This window comes from Shewanella psychrotolerans, from assembly GCF_019457595.1.
GTDB classification, from domain to species: domain Bacteria; phylum Pseudomonadota; class Gammaproteobacteria; order Enterobacterales; family Shewanellaceae; genus Shewanella; species Shewanella psychrotolerans.
Map to the genome: position 1 here is coordinate 1,915,346 of NZ_CP080419.1, position 17,207 is coordinate 1,932,552.

Here is a 17,207-nt window from a genome sequence, read left to right on the forward strand (position 1 = left end):
ATGGTTGAAGATGAAAATCAATCCTGAATTTTTTCCCTTAACGGATTTAGCGCGACGCTTTGTGGATCAGTTGGCTCAATGCCGCCGTTTAAAGCTCGGCGTACTCGAAGCGAGTGAGCATCATGTGTTGATAGAGTTGCCGTATAGCACTGAATTAATTGGCTACCCAAATACTGGGGTCATACACGGTGGCGTGATCACCACGTTAATGGATACTGCCAGTGGCAGCGCTGTGGTTTGTAGCATTTTTGACAAATATAAGTCGTTAGAGTTGTCGCCCACGTTAGATTTGCGGGTTGACTACATGAAACCTGCTGAGCCTCATAAAAGCGTATTTGGATTTGCTGAATGCTACAAGTTGTCTTCTAGTGTGGCTTTTACCCGTGCGATTGCTTATCAAGAATCGATTGATGATCCTATTGCTCATGCCGTAGGTTCATTTATGCGCATTAGTCCTGAGATGGTTGGAGAACCTTTTAGACGTGCACTAATGGGAGAGGGCGAATGAGCCAGATGCAACACACAGGCGAAATGAATGTAAAAGAGATCGTTAAGAAAGCGACAGAGCTTAACGATTTTAGTCATCTGCTTGAACATGTTCCCTATGCTAAGTTTATTGGCATGGAGGTGGCACGTTTTGGTGATGAACTTGTATTTCAATTGCCAGCTAAAGATGAAAATATTGGCAATCCCACTCTGCCAGCTATTCATGGTGGTGTGATTGCCGGTTTTATGGAGATGTCTGCAATTGTCCAGCTGATGGTATTTATGCAAACGACTAAAGTGCCTAAAATTGTCGACTTTTCTATCGATTATTTGAGAGCTGGGTACCATAGAGACAGTTTTGCTGAATGTAAGATAACCCGCCAGGGGCGACGCGTTGCCAATGTGAATATCAATTGTTGGCAAACCAATCGTAAGGCATTAATTGCAACAGCTAGGGCGCACTTCTTAATTGATTAGTCGATTCTTTCGCCTATTAATTAATGCATAGGAAACGGCCCGCATACCGCGCTGCAATGGCCATAAATTGGAGATAGGATAAATATGAAGAACATATTTTTACTTGCAGTGATCATGTTTGCAATGCTGGGTTGTGCGCCCCATACCGCTGGTATTATGGCGAGTTCGACGGGTGAGCAGCGAATTGATAATCGCGCTTTCAATCGTGAAGTGTCTGTTCAACAAGTTATGACTCGTCTAAATGGTCAGCTATTAACCGCGGCGGGAACCATCAGTAGTCAAGTCGCCACAGATTTGCGTTTGCAGTACAAGTTTACTTGGTATGATCTTAATGGCTTAACAATCGAAGATGAAGGCGTTAGCTGGAAATCCTTAAAGCTGCATGGTAAACAACAGATGCAAGTTAGTGCTGTTGCGCCAAATACGACAGCGGTGCGTTGCGAGCTTTATGTACGTAGGGCTTTCTCGAATTAGCTCATTTTTTGATTAAGATGCCAGCACTGCTGGCATTTTTTTTGCGATATACGTCATTTTCTTGATTAAATGTGTCAACAATTTGTAGTACTTATGTATAATCAGCCTTGCCAAGGGGTGTTAGGGGTGACTTATTTTTTAGTTGCTGACTGACTGAGATGTCTATAGACAAACCCTTAGAACCTGATCCGGCTAATACCGGCGTAGGAATGGGCCACATTAGTTGATTACTACAATTTGATTGTGCTTTCTTTCTCGCTTTTTTAAGTGCCGGATCTCAAAAATTAATTTGGGGTCCTATGTTTACAATAAAATCAATATCTCCAGTCGCAATTGCCGTCTGTGCAGTTTTAAATCCTTGTAGTTTACTTGCTAACGATAATCCCGTCACGACTGATGAAATGGAAGTCATTGTGGTGACATCTGATTTTCGTCAATCCGCCTTAGAAAAAATGCCTTCGAGTATCACCGTCATTGATCAACAACAGATTGAAGATGAAGGGGCACAACATTTTGAAGACGTGCTTAATTCTATTGCTAATTTTAACTGGTCTGGTGGAAGTTCAAGGGCAAAGTATTTTCAAATTCGTGGCGTGGGCGAACAGGAGGAATACCAAGGAGCACCAAACTCTTCTGTTGGGTATATCATCGACGATATAGATATGTCTGGTATTGGCATGATATCGAGTATGTATGATCTTCAGCAGGTTGAAGTGCTACGCGGTCCGCAAGGAACACGATACGGTGCAAATGCACTAGCTGGTTTAATCTATCTAAAGAGTAACGATCCAACAGCGGTGTTTGAACACGGTGCAGAACTATCGTTAGGCGATGACCAACTGCGAACCCTGAGTGGTTTTAGTTCAGGACCTATTACTGATTCTGGCAAATTGTTATATCGCGTGTCGTTGCAACAACATGAGCAAAATGGTTATCGTGATAATCTTTATCTTGGACGTGATGATACCAACGGCCGCGATGAGTTTACTGGTCGCGTAAAGCTGCGTTGGTATGCAACCGATGATCTCGCTATCGATTTCAACTTAATGCATGCGAATTTCGATAACGGTTATGATGCGTGGACATTAGATAATAATGGCTTTAATACCCTTACCGACGCTCCAGGTGTTGATAAGCAGCGTACCACCGGTAGTTCACTTAAATTTACCTATTCTGGCGCAGAGCAGTTTGAGCTAGTGTCACTAACCTCAATAGCACAAACGGATACCCATCATGGTTATGATGGTGATTGGGCCAATCCTGAATATTGGCAAGCCAAAAGCTGTGAAGGCGCACCATGTGAATATGATTACACTTGGGACAAGCTCGGTGACAGGCAAACGGTATCACAAGAGTTTCGTTTAAGTTCTACCGATGCTGGGCGCATTTTTAGCGATAGTACCGATTGGTTAGTGGGGCTTTATGGAATGCAGCTCGATGAAGACAACCATACTTCAGAGTTTTATAACGGTTGGATAGATGAACTGCTTGCGGATTACAGTGCAACGAATATGGCGATATTTGGCCAGTTAGACAGTGATTTAGGCAATGATTACGCCTTGTCATTTGGTTTACGTGTTGAACGTAGAGAAAGCGAATATCAAGATAGTGCAGGCGATAGCTTTAAGCCTTCAGAAACCATGTGGGGTGGACATATCGCGTTAAGCAAAGCGCTTAATGAAGATCATGAGAGTTACTTCCGTATCGCTAGAGGTTATAAGGCAGGAGGCTTTAACATGTCACTGCCGACAGAATTGAGTGACAAAAAGGAGTTTCAAACCGAAACCCTTTATAACTATGAGCTCGGTCTTAAGTCTTCATGGTTAGCGGGAGATGTGACGACTAACTTATCTCTGTTCTACATGGATAGACGCGATCAACAGGTGTCAGCTTCTCAGCAAAATCCGTTAGAGCCCCAGAAATTTATTCTCTATATTGAAAATGCCGGCAGCTCTCATAACTATGGTGCAGAGCTCGATGCTAATTGGTATGCCACCGATAATTTGAAATTGTATGCAACATTCGGTTGGTTAGAGACCGCCTATGGTGATTATCAGTATCAAGACAAATATGGCGGATTAGTGGATTTAAGTGGCAGAGAGCTGGCCCATTCACCTAATTTTACCTATAGCGCTGGGGCGACTTATCGCAGTGATAATGGCTGGTTTGCTAACTTAACCACCAGTGGCAAAAGCGAGTTCTATTACTCCGATAGCAACGAGTCTAAATCTGATCCTTATACGATTTTTAACGCCCGAATTGGGTATGAGACCGATACATGGTCTGCTTATCTGTGGGGCCGTAATCTATTTGATGAAAACTATGGCGTACGTGGTTTCTATTTCGGTAATGAGCCAGATATTGATTGGGCGGACAAGCAATACATTCGCTATGGCGATCCGCGTCAGCTAGGCTTAACGATTAACGTCAAATTTATGTAGTTATTATCTAACGCTCTGTTTTATTAGGACGCTTAATCTATTTTCGCGCCCTAATAAACCTAATTTATCAGTATTTATTGAAATTAATAGTAAAGGAATTATTCGCTATGAAGTTAACCGCCGAAATTAGTATGTACCCATTTAAAGAAAACTACATTGAACCTATTCAATGGTTTATCGACCGAGTTGACAGTTATAGCAATATTGAGCGTAAAACCAATGCGATGGCCACTCAGATCTGTGGCAATTACAGCGATGTGATGAATATGCTGGCGGTTGAGATGCAAGCCGCTCATCAAAAGTGGGGCAAGGCTGTTTTTGTGGTGAAGTTTATTGGCGGGGAATTAGACCTCTCACATACTCAGTAAATTCACATCTCACTTCGATCTATAAATAGAGTAGTAATTAAGTATGACGGACTTTGGCTCGGCTTTATATTCAGCGTTGTCTGGCGCTTTTGTTGAGATGAACGGCTTAACAGCCTGGGAAGCTGTGGCTGTGGTTTTAGCCATCGCTTATCTCTGGTTAGCAATGCGCGGCAGTGTTTGGTGTTGGGCTGCAGCGCTGTTTAGCACGGCGATTTATACCATGCTATTTTGGGAAGTCGCCCTGTTAATGGAGTCAGTATTGAATGTTTATTACATGCTGATGGCTGTCTATGGTTACTGGCTGTGGACTCGTGGTGGCGATACTAATGGCGTTGAGGTCATTAGCTGGTCGCTACCTCGACACTGTATGCTGATCGGTGTCACCGCAGCGATATCTGCTATCGTCGGCCACCTAATGGCAACCTATACCTCAGCTTCTTATCCGTATCTTGATGCTGCGACGAGCTGTTTTGCCGTGGTGACAACCTATTTAGTGGCGAAGAAGGTGCTTGAGAATTGGTTATATTGGATTGTCATCGACTTTGTTTCGATATACTTGTATCTCAATAAGGGCTTGATGCTAACGTCGATGCTGTTTATTTTGTATGTAGGTATGGCGATTGGTGGTTACTTTTTATGGCGGACCAATATGCGGACACAGAGTGCTCAAGAGTCAGGCCATTATTCATATGAATAAAACAGTTACCTATGACTGAAGATAAGCTGACTCCTAAGATGTTATGTCTTCCTGAAGATATTATTGCAGAGTTAAAACGTTACGGGTGTACGCTATCTGATGATGCTGAACTATCAGTGCTTTCTCGTGGTTTGAGTAATCAAAACTATCTTATCAAAACCGCTCAGGGACAATTTGCGCTGCGGATTAACAGCGGTGCGAGCAGTGCTATATGCCATCGTCAAAGCGAGGTTGCGAACTGGCATTTAGCCCAAGAGGCAAAGCTAGCGCCGCGGCTACATTATGTATCGTCTGACTACAAATACTATCTAAGTGATTTTATCCAAGTTGATAGCGATTGGAGTCAGTTGATGACTGCCAATTGTGCTCATCCTTTGATTGATTGTTTCGAACCTTGGCCTCAATCGGAGAGGTTACTCTTGGGACTATTGAAGGGGTTGAGTGCCTTACCTCCACCGAGTAATGTGCTTTCTGTCACTGAGCAGTGGGCCGAATATTTTGATACGCTTAGCCACTTTTCGAGTATTCATCAATTCACCTCACCAAGATTGAAACAATGGTGGGTGCGCTATCAACAATTGATAGCTCGTAAGCAACAGATCACCAATGTGCTGGCGACACTCGATGCGTGCATGATATCGCCTCAGTTTAGTCATCGGGATCTTAATCCACACAACCTACTATTAAAAAATCATCAGCTTTGGTGTATCGATTTTGAATATGCATGTTTGTCGCATCCTTTAGTGGATCTTGCCAGTGTTTTAGCCACCCATCGTTTATCAACGATACAGCGACACTGGTTAATCTCAAACTATCTGAATGATCATCCCCGTTTAACGCCTGACGCCTTGAGCGCAGTACCTGCTGCTATTGAGTTGTATTGGTACTTTGGCTGTTGCTGGGCACTGTTGATGGCTAGTCATTACCATGCTTCAGATAATAATGACGTTAGTGCCGACATTGGAGGGGATAACTCCCATACATTTGGTAGCTATATTACTTGTTTTGATGATTTTTTAGCGTTATTGCCGAAGCCTAGTCATTAAATTGGATTAATAGCCGCTCGTTTATCGGTGTCTAGGCGAGTGAAAGAAAATACGCTCCAAAATGGTCTATTATCTCAATGACGACGTTGGGGAAATTTCATGCAGCTAATTCAATTCTATAAATCGTTTTTAAATGGGATTAAGCACATAGATGGTGTGGTTGCATTAGGTTTACGCCTATATTTAGCCCCAGTACTAATTCAAGCGGGTTACAACAAACTATCTCATTTTAGCGATACGGCTGCATGGTTTGGTAATGCGGAGTGGGGACTGGGGCTACCACTGCCTGAGCTTATGGTGGTTCTAGCAGCAGGCTCGGAGTTTTTCGGTGGAATATTGCTTATTTTGGGGCTAGGAACTCGGTTAATTTCAATTCCTTTGATGTTTACTATGTTGGTCGCCGCGTTCGCTGTGCATTGGGATAATGGCTGGCTTGCAATTGCCGATCCCAGTTCTTGGTTGGCAAATGAGCAAGTTATTGCTTCGGCTGATAAGTTACAAGCGGCAAAATCGTTATTACAAGAGTATGGCAATTATGACTGGTTAACTTCTTCAGGTAATTTAGTGGTGCTCAATAATGGTGTTGAGTTTGCGATAACCTATTTACTCATGTTGTTCGCGCTTGTCATTATTGGTGGTGGTCGTTATACCAGTGTCGATTATTACATCGCAAAGCGTAATCGATTGCTATAGCCATTCGCTGGTTGTAAGTCCCACCAAATCAGTGGGATTTTAGTCGCTAATTTGTTAATCTCTGAACATAATTTCTCTGTTGGATTAACTTGTGGACGCCATTGAACTTCTTTTAACTCGTCAGTCTTCACCAAGGTTGGTCGCTCCTGCCCCTGATGAGTCTCAACTTACCACAATTTTAAATGCGGCCATTAGAGTTCCAGATCACGGGGGACTTAATCCATGGGAATTTATTGTATCGAGTGGGGATGGCCTTGATAAATTATCTCAGTTGTTTGTAAAGGCGGCTGCAGCCGATGGTGGGGATGAGGCAACCTTAGCGAAAGTGGCCAATATGCCGCGAAGAGCTCCTATGGTTATTACCGTTGTCGCTAAAGTCGTCGAACATCCCAAAGTGCCTGAGATTGAACAACATCTTGCCGTAGGGTGTGCATGTATGGCGATGCAACAAGCCGCTTTTGCGTTAGGTTTAGGCGGGATTTGGCGAACCGGTGGCTTGGCATTTAATGCTCAGTTACATCAAGATTTGGCCTTGGGAGCCAATGATCAGATCATCGGTTTCATGTATCTAGGTACTCCAGCGGTTACCGCGCCAATAAAGCCTACAAAATCTGCAGAAAACTTTGTTCGTTATTTGTGAACTACTACACATAGACTTTAGTCGGGTTTACTCTTCTTATAAATCTGTCAAAGTAGCAATGAGCCTGCATTAATCCATGCATAGCTTTCATCCTAAGTGATTTTATTGTTGCCCGCCGTTTGAGCGGGCATTTTTTTGTCTATTTTGGCAGATATTCGCTCTGTTTATCGCCCAAATTTGTAACACTACAGATATTAAACTCCGACACCGACAGTTAATGATTCGAACCAATCCAAAAATTGTTTAACTTGGTCACCCCTAAAAATACGACCATGCTGGGGGCATAAGTACTCTATATCTAACTTTCTTACTCGTTTAACCCAATCATTTTTTGCACGATTTGAAGGCATCCACCGTTGATGAAAGTAACGCATATTTTTGCAGTGTTCATCAAAATCGTCGACATAAATATCTAAGCAGTGCTCTTCTAAAGCTGCGCCAACATCGCCACTCATGAGCACTTTAGCCTCGGGATCATATACATGAAAGTTGCCAGAAGCGTGAAGGTAGTGTGCTGGAATAAATTGCAGTTCGGTTTGTTCCAGATTCAGAGTAGCGCCTGCGTCCTTTATGGCCTCATAGGCAATATTGTTCATACCAAAATGACGGATAAAACCCTCCCATAACCATGGTGAGTAGAGTTTGGCTTTCGGTAATGTTTGGTCCCATAACCCTAAGGAAGAGATGATGTCGGGATCTTGATGGGAAGCGAACAAGTGGGTGAGTTGTTCCAATGGTATATGTTTAACAATATTCGCGAGCATCGCAGCAAATAGTTCAATACCGCCAGGATCCATGAGTAGGGCTTGATTTGCGGTGACCACCATATATTGATTGGTATCGATGATTTTGTCTGGTTTGTCTGGATCTCGCCCAAAATAGAGCCATTTATGGGTTGGTGTTTCTATGATTAATTCGCTTTTCATTAACAATTTCCTTTGAAAAATCGATGTAATGCGACGAGGTTGAATTAATTGGCGCTATCGTCAGAGTCATTAAATAGCGTGATGGCATAGTCGACTCTTTGTCTTATTAAACTTGCTAAGTTATCGACTCGGTTTGCGACATCGTTAAAAATCGTTTGATTAGTCACGTCTACTCGACAAGCTTCTATTCGGCAAATCGAAGCAAGAATGTTGGCGGTTCTTAGATTGCGTTTAAGCTCTACAAGTTGGGTTTCCATTTTGGTTATCAAATGTCTAAAACGCTGTGTTTGTTCGATATGGTTTAATTGAGCCGTTTTCACCGCGGCATTAATGGTGGTGGCATACTTTGCGTGCTTGGCTTTTTGCTGTGCAAGTTGAAAATGTTTTAATGCTGCGCTTGTTCTGGTTTTTTTGGTGGCTAAAAGACTGGCTTGATGGGCAAGCGCATTGATGTCGGTTGCCGCTTTCATGGTGTAACAAGCCAAATCGTCGATAAAGCCTGTAAGTGCTTTAAACCCTAATGCGGCATTACCGATTCGAGCCGAGGTCGCTTGGGCATTACTTGCGGTTAAATTAATTTGTTTGCAGTAACTTAGGGTGTGATTTAACTCTGCAGCGACCACTGCAGCGATAACATGATATTGGTTTATATGGGGGGCTTTTTGTGTCATTCGAACCACTTCCTATGTAGTACCGTTCACAGTATAGTCGAGTTCTACTATTGTGAAAGGATCTTAGGAGAATGAAGTGGTTATAGCGGAATGAGAGCCTTTAATACTGCGAACAATGACGCTGGTTGATGCACTATTTATTACCAAGGATGCGCAATTGAAGCAGCGCAGGGAGAATTGATACCTCGCGATGCTCAATCCCGAACTTACTATCGTTAATCCTGACAATAAAGGTCGATTAATTTATTGGAAAAATTGTTTTTTTGTTTTCAACAGCTATTAGCCTGGCACGATGAAAAACAAGTATTAATGTGTCAACGAGAGCTTGAAGTGAAATAGACTTTTTTGATAGCGTGAAGCTAGGCCATTGCTTCATCGTCGAAAATTGAACGAGGAAATTGATTCGCGAGAGCGCTGTAATCATTGATAATGATTACGCAAATATGGCTTCATGAAATTTTCATAGAGTATTGCTATAACCAGATTGTCGGGAGTAAACAATGAATAGTCAGTCACAATCAGGTTATCTAACGGGCAAATTAGTTGTTCTAGAGCCGATGCAACCTGAGCACATTCCTGCGTTGTCGATTGCGGTTAGTGATGGGAATTTATGGGAGTTGTGGTATACCAGTGCCCCTCATCCTGATGAGATGAAACACTATGTCGATGAAGCCCTTGCTGGCGAAAAGCGCGGTGAAGTATTAGCTTTTGTCGTTAGGGATAGGTTTTCTGGGCTGGTGGTAGGTACGACTCGTATCATGTCGTGGGATCAGGCCAATCGTCGTTTGGAGATTGGACATACTTGGTATGCAAAGCGTGCTCAGCGAACAGGTATCAATAGTGAGACAAAATATTTGTTGCTCAGCTATGCTTTTGAAGTGCTTGATGTTATGGCTGTGGAGTTTCGGACTCACTGGCACAATCAACGATCTCGCGAAGCAATATCGCGTTTAGGTGCCAAACAAGACGGTGTCTTACGTAATCATCGCCTTTTGAAAGATGGTACGGTTCGCGATACTGTTGTGTATTCAATTATTGAGTCGGAATGGCCGTCGGTGAAGCAAAATTTACTTTATCGAATGAAACAGTTTGAGCTAAATCGATAAGTGTGCAATATCGTTAATTAAGGAGAACGGATGTCGGGTGAAATTAGACGAGTCACGTTGGACGACGTTGATGTTGTGGCTCAACTATTTGACGAGTATCGTCAGTTTTATCATCAGCAAAGTAATGTGCAGTTAGCTACTAAGTTCATTTCAACGAGGCTGGCTAACCGTGATTCAATCATTTTTGTCGCACTCGACAACCAAGGTTCAGGTCTCGGTTTTTGTCAGTTATACCCTTCCTTTAGCTCTATTTCGGCTCAGTCTATGCTTATACTCAGCGACCTCTATGTTACTCAACACGCCCGTTGTGTTGGTTTAGGGCGACGCTTAATGAATACGGCTATTGAATACGCTAAAGCTAAACATGTGAAGACGATTTTTTTGGAAACCCATCAGCAGAATCATCAAGCGCAAGCCTTGTATGAGTCATTAGGTTTTGTTCAAGAAAAAGAATTTTTGAGTTATAACCTTGATATTGAGTGATATCTAAAGTAGAAATAGTTCATTATTTATATATTGTTAATGGTCAAGGAATCTGTTCATGCGTTTCAACACTCTAATTTCCGTATTAACCTTGGCGCTATGCGGCACAGCATCTCAAGCCGTATTGGCCGCATCAGATGCTGAAGTCGCATTTAACAAAGAGGTGCTTCAATGCGCGGCTTATTATCATATTGCATCAGATGCGATTGGTAATATGAACGCCCCGCAGATGCAAGCGGTCGGTGAGCGTTTAAAAAAGTCAGGTGAAGATGCGGTAGTGTTAGCGAAACAGTATCAAACAGACGCGGAGGTCGATGCGTTACTTGAACAGAATATCGCTGAGCAGCAAGCGAGTTTACCGAGTAATAAAAACTTAGGTGGCTTGATGAACCGCTATAAGGACGCTTGTCAACGTTTATTGGCTAATCCCCAACAAAGGTTAGACTATTGGATCATGGCAACCATGTGATGCCAATATAGTTGATACTATATATAAAGGGCGCCTTAGGGCGCTCTTTTATTTTTTATAGCTTGAAACTTCAGCTCACCTAAAACGGTCTGGTGATATATGGAAGATGGTTTTGCTGGAGAAACGATGAATATCTACTTTCTAATCGCCGCTATAATATCCTTGTTCACCTGTATTGCTCATCTTACTTTTGGGCATAAGCAGTTTGTAAAGCCGATGCAGCAGGCTCAATTTGAACCCGCGGCAAAAGCAGCGATGCATTGTGTGTTCCACTACGTTTCTGTGTTTTTAGTATTAGCAACCATGGTGCTATTTGCCTGTGGTTTAATGCTGGTGCCCGCTATGCAAAGTTATTCGTTAGTATTGTTTATCGCGCTTAATTTTATTTTGTTCGCCATTTGGCAGATCTATATCGGTTATTTTTCAGATATCGCTGGGGCCTTTCGCTCATTGTTCCAATGGTTTTTTTTTCTACTCATTAGTGGATTTATTCTGTTCGGGACGTTTTCTCGCTAGCAAATATTGATAACGCTATTTTCATCCGTCGTCGCGCAAATATGTCAAATTGTAAACGGTATGTAATGTTATATAAATTCAATTGCATATCTAATAGCATATAGGGCAAAGTAATTCATCTTTGTCACTTTTATCCTGTTGATGGTGATGGAAAATAATGATTGCACATCATTGTTACCACTGTTCTAAAGTGCGGATAAATGGCAGCAAAACAGTCGAGAAAGATCAACAATCCTATTGTCAATGGACTGACAGATGCCCCAGAGTTTGAGTAAAGAGCTATCTCATGATTAATGTAAAAAGATTGGTTAAATCTTACCAGATGGGAGATTCGCCAGTGCTTGCACTGCGTGGTGTCGATTTCTCAATTAAAGCAAATGAATTTGTGGCCATTATGGGACCCTCAGGTTCGGGGAAATCGACCTTAATGAATATTATAGGCTGTTTAGATAAGCCTAGTAGCGGTAACTATAGTCTCAATGGGCAAGAGGTTAGCTTGCTCGATGACGATGCATTGTCTGCGGTACGAAATAAGGAGATAGGCTTTGTGTTTCAAAGCTTTCACTTACTGCCAAGAATGAGTGCTTTACAAAATGTACTGTTACCGCTTCGCTTTGGTGAACATGATCCCAATAGCCTTGAGTATGCACAATCTTTACTGGCACGCGTTGGTTTAGCTGAGCGACAAGATCATCGCCCCAATCAACTATCTGGTGGCCAACGTCAGCGGGTTGCCATTGCTAGAGCTTTGGTCAATCGCCCAACCATACTATTAGCCGATGAACCCACTGGAGCATTAGACAGTAAGACCTCGGTTGAGATCATGGATCTGTTTACCGAACTTCATCAAGCGGGTCAAACCATTATTCTGGTCACCCATGAGGAGGAGGTCGCGGCCTATGCACAGCGGATTATTCGCATGCGTGATGGTGATATTGTGGAGATTGAAGAGCGAGGTGAACATGCCGCGTAAACCCCTTTCTTGGCGCCGCAGCATTGGCTTGTTGATGGCACTTGTTATCACGCCTGTGATGGCAAGTGATCAAGCTGAGCCGATCCCATTGTTGCTTACTGGGAAAATTAGCTCGGTGCATTCGCAAACCTTTACTGTTCCAAAAGCCGGCGATGCTTGGCGATATCAAATACAGTGGATGCTACCAGAAGGAACCTTGGCCAAGCTAGGTCAAAGTGTGGTGATTTTTGATAAGAGTCAGTTGACTAATCAGATAGAGCAACTCGAAGCAAGTTTACTTAGAGTCACCGCACAAGAGCAAAGTACCTCGTTAGAGCTCAATGGGGCGGTGCTGCAAGCGCAGTTTGATCTCAAGCAAAGAACGCTTGAGGTTGAAAAAGCGCAGCTGGACGCCGAAGTACCAGCGCAATATATTGCGGCTAAAGAATATGCTGAGAATCAGTTCAAACTGATGCAAGCGAAGACTGAGCAGACTAAAGCGAAACAAGCATTAACTGAAGCACTCGATAAGCAAAAAGCCAGCCAGCAGCAATTAGCAATTGATAAACAAAAAGCAAAGTTGGAGTTATCTCAAGCGCTTCAAGGGATTGAACAGCTCGAGTTAACCGCTCAGTTGGAGGGGCCTATTTTATATGAACGCGATCCTTGGTCAGATAAAAAATATGGCGTAGGCGATACGGTTCAGATTGGTCGTCAAGTGGCCACCATTCCGGCCCTCGATAAACTTGAGGTTGTTGCTTGGGTCAATGAGGTCGATGTTGATCGTTTACATCTGCAACAAAAGGTCAGCTTGCGTCTAGATGCTCAGTCGGACGTGACTTTCTTTGGCAGCGTTGCGTCAGTGGGTAAACAAGCAATGTCTCAGCCAGCATGGGGCCGTAGTAAATGGTTTAAAGTTGGGATTAATTTTGATAAGGACACGGCGCAGATCGAGCTAGTGCCTGGGATGAGTGTGTTGATCGCAACCAAGGAATTAACAGATGAGTAGGCATTTAGGACTATCGCCAGCGCACTGGTGCGGGCTGCTTTGTGGGTTGATGCTCGGTGGTTGTGGCCAGCATGCGGTGACACAAGTAGAGGAAGGTGTATTAATACAGCAGGTAGAAGTCACTGGTGAGCTGGTTTCTGCAGATACGGTATCGATGAAGCCTCCAGCTATTAGTCGAGTGTGGCAATACCAAGTTAAACAATTAGCGCCAGAAGGCAGCGCGGTGGCTAAAGGTGATGTGGTTGCTAGGCTTGATACGTCAGAGCTGACCCAGCGACTATCTGTTAGCGCTGCGCAGTTAGCGGCGACGAAACAAGATATTGAAACCTCTAAGTTACGTAATGCAAAGCGGTTGGAGCAGCTGAAGTTAGACTTAGCCGAGGCGAAGATGAATGCTGAAAAAGCGGAGCGCAAATTTAAACTATCCGATGAAACGGTGGCATTGATTGAAAAAGAAAAATATCAACGTGATGCTGAAATCGCGAAAGATAGAGTTGGATTAATTATCAATAAAATCGCTTTAGAGTCAAAAGGTGCTGAGCAGCGACAAGCCATGCTGGCAGGTGATGAACAGAAGTTTGCCTCAGAAGTTGCAGCGCTAGAATCGGGGATAGCTTCTATGACGCTTAAAGCACCGAGAGCTGGAATGGTGGTTTACGGTAACGATCCTCAAGGTAATAAGATTAAGGAAGGTCAATCAGTCTTCGCAGGTGATGCCGTGCTATCGATACCCGATCTGTCACATATGCAAGTTAACATGACGGTGCCAGAGGTTGAAGCTCAACGAGTCAAGCTCGGACAAGCGATAAAAATTCGTCTCGATGCCAATCCAGAGCGAGTCTTTCATGGAAAGATTGTTGAATTAGGCGCAGTGTTTCGCAACAAAAATCAAGAAGTCCCTTTGGTGGTGTTTGATGCTGTTGCCAGTATTGATGACCCCGACAGCGAATTAATGCGACCGGGAATGACAGCAAAAATTGCTATCGACATTGCCAAAGATACGCCTTCTCTCTTGGTTGCTACAGAAGCGGTCTCATTTGAAGCAGGGCAGGCCTATGTAGAGCGCCCCACTTGGCTTGGCGCTCAAAAGCAAGCAATAACACTAGGCGATATGGGAACTGAGCGAGTTTCAGTTCGCCAAGGATTAGCCTTGGGTGATGAGGTATTACTGCCATGATTAGAGTTCATTCAATCGGTAAATTGCTGATAATCGTTAGCAGCTTGATGCTGGTGGCTTGCAGTCAACAGCAAGGCGATGGGGTGCTGACTATGGAGGTGACACGTGCCAATTTTAATGTTGAAATCCCTGCAACTGGCGAGTTAGAGGCAAGTCAATCCACCGCCGTTACTGTGCCCAATGGACTGAGAGGTCCGCAATCCCTCGCATGGATCCTTGATAATTTTACTCCGGTAAAAAGCGGTGATGTGGTTGCAAAAATGGATCCGACACGGCAGCGTTATAAGCTTGAAGTTGAAAAGTTTGATTTTAATCGACTCAGTCTCGATAGTGACATGCAGCAACAAAAAGATAAGACCATTAGCCAAGAGTTGCAGGCAGGAACACAGATCACCACTAAAGAGAAAGATCTCGCTGAACGATTTTTCAGTGAAGATGAACGGGTTTATACCAAAATAGAGATCATTGAGCAGATGCGAAACCAGGATTATCTTGGGGCGAAAATGGAGTATTTCGATTGGGGACTCGCGCAGCATGATGCCCAAGCACAAGCGGAGCAGCAGCTAATTAAACTCAAGCAAGGCGGTTACCAAGCGAAAATCGATCGTTACAAGAATAACCTAAGCCAGATGGAGATCTTAGCTCCCCACGATGGCTTATTTGTTTATCAAACGGGTTGGGATGGTGCAATGCCCGTTGTGGGGGACATGATGTGGTCGGGCTTTACCATAGGGACATTGCCAGATACCTCTGTCATGCAGGCAAAGCTGTTTGTGCTTGAGTCTGAGGCCGCAGGGTTGTCGGTTGGCAAGTCTGCAACGGTCTATCTTGATGCTTATCCAGATATGCCTTTTCGCGGCAAGGTTACTCAGGTCGATGCGCTAGCCAAGCCAAAAGAGAAAGACAGCCCAGTTAACTATTTTCAATTTACGGTGAGTTTAGATAAAACCCTTGTCGATATTATGCAGCCTGGCCGTCAACTCAGTGCTCAAGTACACGCCTTGTCGTTAACCGATGTGGTGACTATTCCCAATCAAGCACTCTTTCAGAAAGAGGGGCTGTATTGGGTGTACTTGAAAACCAGCGAAGGATTTATCAAGCAGAGCGTGACGCCGGGTCAACGCAGTATCGACAGCACTGAAATTGTAAATGGCTTAACGAAAGGCGACGTTATCGCATTAACGACACCACCTAAAAGGAGTCGTATATGAAGGACTACGGTGTGATTGGGCGATATATTGAAGGTATAGTTCAGGCCTTTGATGAGATGCGTCATCATAAATTACGCACAGCATTGACCCTACTCGGAATGATATTTGGTGTTGGTGCGGTTATCGCTATGCTCAGTGTTGGAGAGGGCGCAGAGCGCGAAGCGTTGAAGATGATCGAGTCTATGGGGGTGCGTAATATTGTGGTCAACGCTCGTAGCAGCGATGGCGAAGCCCTTAAATCGATTCGAGAGCACAGTGTTGGTTTGAGTTTACGTGATGTGCAGAGCGCCGCGGGAACCTTGCCATTTGTCGACGACTGGAGCGCCCAAAAACAGGTTAAAACGTTTAGCTTATTTAGTCGTGAAGGGCGCAGCGATGCGATGGTGATGGGGGTGACCCCAAGCTACTTTGCATTAAGTGCGTTTAATCTTGCTAAGGGGCGAGCACTCTCCACAGACGATCAATCTCATTACCGTCAAGTTGCAGTATTGGGGCCAGAAGCTGCGCGTAGTCTTTTTCCCCAAGGTCAGCCTGTTGGAGGATTAGTTAAAGTTAACCATCAATGGTTTGAAGTCGTTGGTGTGTTATCGGAAGGCGAGCAGGCGCAATCGAAAATTCAGGGAGTGAAATTAGGCGGTGAACGCAATCAAGTCTTTATTCCGTTAGCGACAGCGCTGAAGAAAATGAACTTTAAAAGTTTAGAAGATGAGCTTGACTCGATAAAGTTGGCTATTGCGTCAGAGGTTGAACCCTCTTTGGCTGCAAAGAGTTTAGGCCATCTGTTTGCACGCAGACACGGCGGAGAGAAAGATTACGAGATAGTGGTTCCTGCTGACTTATTAGCTCAGCACCAGAAGACCCAGCAGATCTTCAATATTGTTATGGCCTGTGTAGCGGGCATTTCATTATTGGTCGGTGGCATTGGGATCATGAATATTATGCTAGCAACCATAATGGAACGCACCGGTGAAATCGGCTTGCTACGGGCACTAGGCGCGAGACGTAAAGATATTGCGCGACAGTTTTTAATTGAGAGTATCGCTATTTCTGCTACAGGTGGCTTGATAGGTATCGTGGTGGGGTTATTGCTTGCGATGGTGATCTCGACTGCTGCCGGGTGGCCTGTGGCTTGGTCGCCATTTGCAATATTGCTCGCGCTTGGGGTTTGTATGACCATCGGGATTGGTTTTGGGCTTTATCCTGCTCAGAAAGCGGCGCGTTTAGATCCTATCGTTGCACTGCAACGGGATTGATCCGCGGGCTTGGTTCAGGTTTGAGACTCTGCTTGGCGATGTCGCTAATGATAGTTCTGTGGCGCAGCTGATGCTTCGCTCTATCGTTTAGCGCATAGGTTTAGTTTAGAGG

Annotated in this window: 20 protein-coding genes and 1 riboswitch; of the genes, 18 read left to right on the top strand and 2 right to left on the bottom strand. The window is 44.0% G+C overall.

Features of this window, described 5'->3' with window-relative positions; genetic code table 11:
* Positions 1-10: 10 nt before the first annotated feature.
* The 9 genes from K0I62_RS08510 (at position 11) to K0I62_RS08550 (ending at position 7,322) form a co-directional block, all read left to right on the top strand.
* Positions 11-508 carry a PaaI family thioesterase gene (locus K0I62_RS08510; protein ID WP_220071016.1) on the top strand — a complete coding sequence of 166 codons (498 nt, stop codon included), beginning with the start codon at positions 11-13 and terminating at the stop codon, positions 506-508.
* Positions 505-963, top strand: coding sequence for a PaaI family thioesterase (locus tag K0I62_RS08515; protein ID WP_220071017.1), 459 nt, complete (start codon positions 505-507; stop codon positions 961-963). The genes K0I62_RS08510 and K0I62_RS08515 overlap by 4 nt, the downstream gene beginning before the upstream one ends.
* Before the next feature lie 84 nt (positions 964-1,047).
* Positions 1,048-1,437 (top strand): YcfL family putative periplasmic lipoprotein, encoded by a 390-nt coding sequence (locus K0I62_RS08520; RefSeq protein WP_220071018.1) that lies wholly within the window; start codon positions 1,048-1,050, stop codon positions 1,435-1,437.
* Positions 1,438-1,540: 103 nt separating this feature from the next.
* A riboswitch (TPP riboswitch) is annotated at positions 1,541-1,664 on the top strand.
* A 72-nt stretch (positions 1,665-1,736) separates the two neighbouring features.
* Positions 1,737-3,878 (top strand): TonB-dependent receptor, encoded by a 2,142-nt coding sequence (locus K0I62_RS08525; protein ID WP_220071019.1) that lies wholly within the window; start codon positions 1,737-1,739, stop codon positions 3,876-3,878.
* Positions 3,879-3,985: 107 nt separating this feature from the next.
* The gene (locus tag K0I62_RS08530) at positions 3,986-4,246 is read left to right on the top strand and encodes a YkoF family thiamine/hydroxymethylpyrimidine-binding protein (protein WP_220071020.1); all 261 of its coding nucleotides are present in this window, start codon (positions 3,986-3,988) and stop codon (positions 4,244-4,246) included.
* 43 nt (positions 4,247-4,289) lie between these two features.
* Positions 4,290-4,943 carry a nicotinamide riboside transporter PnuC gene (pnuC, locus tag K0I62_RS08535; protein ID WP_220071021.1) on the top strand — a complete coding sequence of 218 codons (654 nt, stop codon included), beginning with the start codon at positions 4,290-4,292 and terminating at the stop codon, positions 4,941-4,943.
* An 11-nt stretch (positions 4,944-4,954) separates the two neighbouring features.
* A complete protein-coding gene (locus tag K0I62_RS08540; RefSeq protein WP_258405120.1) occupies positions 4,955-5,989 on the top strand; it encodes a phosphotransferase in 1,035 nt (344 codons plus the stop codon).
* Between the two features lie 99 nt (positions 5,990-6,088).
* Entirely contained in the window at positions 6,089-6,682 is a 594-nt protein-coding gene (locus tag K0I62_RS08545; RefSeq protein ID WP_220071022.1) for an HvfX family Cu-binding RiPP maturation protein, read from the top strand.
* 91 nt (positions 6,683-6,773) lie between these two features.
* A complete protein-coding gene (locus tag K0I62_RS08550) occupies positions 6,774-7,322 on the top strand; it encodes an NAD(P)H nitroreductase (protein ID WP_220071023.1) in 549 nt (182 codons plus the stop codon).
* A gap of 194 nt (positions 7,323-7,516) precedes the next feature.
* On the opposite strand, the gene K0I62_RS08555 is transcribed toward K0I62_RS08550, so the two are convergent.
* Positions 7,517-8,248 (bottom strand): oxygen-binding di-iron domain-containing protein, encoded by a 732-nt coding sequence (locus K0I62_RS08555; protein ID WP_220071024.1) that lies wholly within the window; start codon positions 8,246-8,248, stop codon positions 7,517-7,519.
* Positions 8,249-8,292: 44 nt separating this feature from the next.
* Positions 8,293-8,919: a chemotaxis protein gene (locus tag K0I62_RS08560; RefSeq protein ID WP_220071025.1), complete on the bottom strand. Its 627-nt coding sequence runs from the start codon at positions 8,917-8,919 to the stop codon at positions 8,293-8,295.
* Positions 8,920-9,419: 500 nt separating this feature from the next.
* Between K0I62_RS08560 and K0I62_RS08565 the strand changes: the two genes are divergently transcribed.
* From K0I62_RS08565 to K0I62_RS08605, 9 genes are all read left to right on the top strand, one after another.
* Positions 9,420-10,025: a GNAT family N-acetyltransferase gene (locus K0I62_RS08565; protein WP_220071026.1), complete on the top strand. Its 606-nt coding sequence runs from the start codon at positions 9,420-9,422 to the stop codon at positions 10,023-10,025.
* 30 nt (positions 10,026-10,055) lie between these two features.
* Positions 10,056-10,508 carry a GNAT family N-acetyltransferase gene (locus K0I62_RS08570; protein WP_220071027.1) on the top strand — a complete coding sequence of 151 codons (453 nt, stop codon included), beginning with the start codon at positions 10,056-10,058 and terminating at the stop codon, positions 10,506-10,508.
* Between the two features lie 58 nt (positions 10,509-10,566).
* A complete protein-coding gene (locus tag K0I62_RS08575) occupies positions 10,567-10,977 on the top strand; it encodes a hypothetical protein (protein ID WP_220071028.1) in 411 nt (136 codons plus the stop codon).
* Positions 10,978-11,103: 126 nt separating this feature from the next.
* Complete coding sequence (locus tag K0I62_RS08580) at positions 11,104-11,493, top strand: hypothetical protein (RefSeq protein WP_220071029.1); 390 nt, start codon at positions 11,104-11,106, stop codon at positions 11,491-11,493.
* 286 nt (positions 11,494-11,779) lie between these two features.
* A complete protein-coding gene (locus tag K0I62_RS08585) occupies positions 11,780-12,466 on the top strand; it encodes an ABC transporter ATP-binding protein (protein WP_220071030.1) in 687 nt (228 codons plus the stop codon).
* On the top strand, positions 12,456-13,454 hold the full coding sequence (locus K0I62_RS08590; protein WP_220071031.1) for an HlyD family secretion protein: 999 nt from the start codon (positions 12,456-12,458) through the stop codon (positions 13,452-13,454). Before K0I62_RS08585 ends, K0I62_RS08590 begins: the two co-directional genes overlap by 11 nt.
* Positions 13,447-14,631 carry an efflux RND transporter periplasmic adaptor subunit gene (locus K0I62_RS08595; protein WP_220071032.1) on the top strand — a complete coding sequence of 395 codons (1,185 nt, stop codon included), beginning with the start codon at positions 13,447-13,449 and terminating at the stop codon, positions 14,629-14,631. Before K0I62_RS08590 ends, K0I62_RS08595 begins: the two co-directional genes overlap by 8 nt.
* Positions 14,628-15,842, top strand: a complete 1,215-nt coding sequence (locus K0I62_RS08600; RefSeq protein ID WP_220071033.1) for an efflux RND transporter periplasmic adaptor subunit — start codon at positions 14,628-14,630, stop codon at positions 15,840-15,842. Before K0I62_RS08595 ends, K0I62_RS08600 begins: the two co-directional genes overlap by 4 nt.
* The gene (locus K0I62_RS08605; protein ID WP_220071034.1) at positions 15,839-17,095 is read left to right on the top strand and encodes an ABC transporter permease; all 1,257 of its coding nucleotides are present in this window, start codon (positions 15,839-15,841) and stop codon (positions 17,093-17,095) included. Before K0I62_RS08600 ends, K0I62_RS08605 begins: the two co-directional genes overlap by 4 nt.
* Positions 17,096-17,207 lie beyond the last annotated feature (112 nt).